The organism is Paraburkholderia sp. UYCP14C (assembly GCF_004197395.1).
Lineage (GTDB): Bacteria > Pseudomonadota > Gammaproteobacteria > Burkholderiales > Burkholderiaceae > Paraburkholderia.
In genome coordinates this window covers 1-1,879 of sequence record NZ_SELS01000216.1, presented here as the reverse complement: position 1 = coordinate 1,879, position 1,879 = coordinate 1, and the positions used below count along the sequence as shown (strand labels likewise).

1 pseudogene is annotated in these 1,879 nt (G+C 57.8%); it reads right to left on the bottom strand.

Features of this window, described 5'->3' with window-relative positions:
* Positions 1 to 708: 708 nt before the first annotated feature.
* A pseudogene (locus tag EVC45_RS44350) lies at positions 709 to 1,807 on the bottom strand (ISKra4 family transposase); the annotation flags it as partial.
* Between the last annotated feature and the right edge of the window lie 72 nt (positions 1,808 to 1,879).

The window sequence follows — 1,879 nt, the reverse complement described above, 5'->3', positions numbered from 1 at the left end:
GCTACGCTCGCCTCAGCAAGTCAACCCCAAGACGCTAAACATTAACCCCCTTGTTGCACTTCGGCTTGAAACCGCCAATGGATATTCATAAGATCGCGATTCTGGCAGCCCTCGTAGCGGGTAGTGGTGAACGGCTCGTGACGTCGATTACTTCCAAAATGGAGGCGACTGGCACTGGTGGAAAGTCCCGCCAGACGAAAAAAGCTCGAAATGATACGGAGAATCGCGGAGCAGCGAAAGTCGGAGGCGCGCGGACAGGATCTGTCGTGAAACGGCATCCATGAGAAGGGGATCGAGCTTGTGACACTGGGAGGGCAGACTCGATGAGAGTGGCAACATCGGAAGTCCGTCTCCGATAACTGGCCGACGATGGTGCATGAAGCGCAGGGAAGGCGCTGGTCTGTAACCGCTGCATGAAAGGAAAACGCGTCGCCATGGAAGTTGCCTTGCACGTCCGCCGAACGGCCATGGGAGCCAGCCGATGATTCGTCCGACGCGGTGTGGAGTGCCGCGCGCAAGGCCGCCGGGCACGAGCCAACCGGGCACGATGCCGCCTGAGAAGTGGTGCGTCAGCATGGATTTCACAGCGACATGAACAGCCGCTGCCCGAGGCCCCACAGAACTGGCTATGGCGAACGAAGTCCCACGGCAGCCGTAGACCGAAGCAATGTTGTCACCGAAAGCGAAGCAAAGTCGTCACTTTGGGTCGGGAGCGTTAAGAACCTTGGGGTTGTAACTGCTGCGACGCCAACCCGAACTGCTCAAGCAGCTCGGCAGCTTCGCTGCGACAATGGTTTCCTTGGTGGCTCATATCTCGCAACTCTTTGAACAAGGTCACCGTTGATGACAGCACATCGGACCTGGGCAGGCAGATGAGCCCCGATCGGGACCAGCGCATTTGTTGACGCTTGCACATGCGCTGGTTGAGCACCTGATTGACTGCGGATTCGGCCGTGGCGGTAGAGATCGGTTTGCCACGACGATGTCGTGCGCCGTAGTTGATCGTTGATCCGCCATTCGTTTCGACGTATTCAACAAGCTCTCGAGTCCGGTAGTCGAGCTGCGCCAGACTTTCTACAACGCCCGGCGTCTCAGGCACGATCACACGGCAGAGAAGCAGGATGCCCTGCATCCGATCCTTCGCCTTCTCCAGCCTGGCATGCCAGAAGCACCAGCGCAGCTTGTCCACGCGGGAGATCAGCACACGTCGGGCAGCCTTCTCCGTTTCCGTCCGCGCACGCATGCCCTTGATGATCTGCTCGAGATGCCTAACCCTCATTGATATATGAAACCAGTCCAGGACAGGTGTAGGAGAAAACGGCAATCGACAGGCGATTGATTGCAGGCCATTGGCACCATCGGTTATGACCGACAGTCTCGGTTGATCGCTTCCGGTTGTGGTTTTCACAAGGGTGGTGAGCCGGTCCACGATATCAGGCAACCTGTTTCTCACGACCGCGAATACGCGAGACGCCTGGCCTCTGGCACTCAAGCGCCCCGTTAGAACCTCAAAGCTGGAACATTCGGATTTGCGTCGTCCTCGAACGAATCCTCCGTCGATGGTCAGGGTCCACTTCGTCTCTTCCTTCCGTGCGTGACATGCAGATGGCGGAACCGCTTCAATGCGCGCACCGATGCGTAGCGCCCTGTTTCGTACGGTCACATGGTTCAATGTCTCCCGCACAGGCAGGAACTCGCGCATCATGGTGACGACCTGCCGATACGGCATCTGTGCCGAAAGCGTGGCCTCAAGCGACAGTAGCTCCGGAACGAATTCCGTCATTGGACTGTACGGATACTCCCTACTGGTTGCAGGTTTTTCGCTGGGGTTAAAATGGGCGGAGAGGCCGGTTGGGTAAGGGATTCGAGCGGTTGTCGC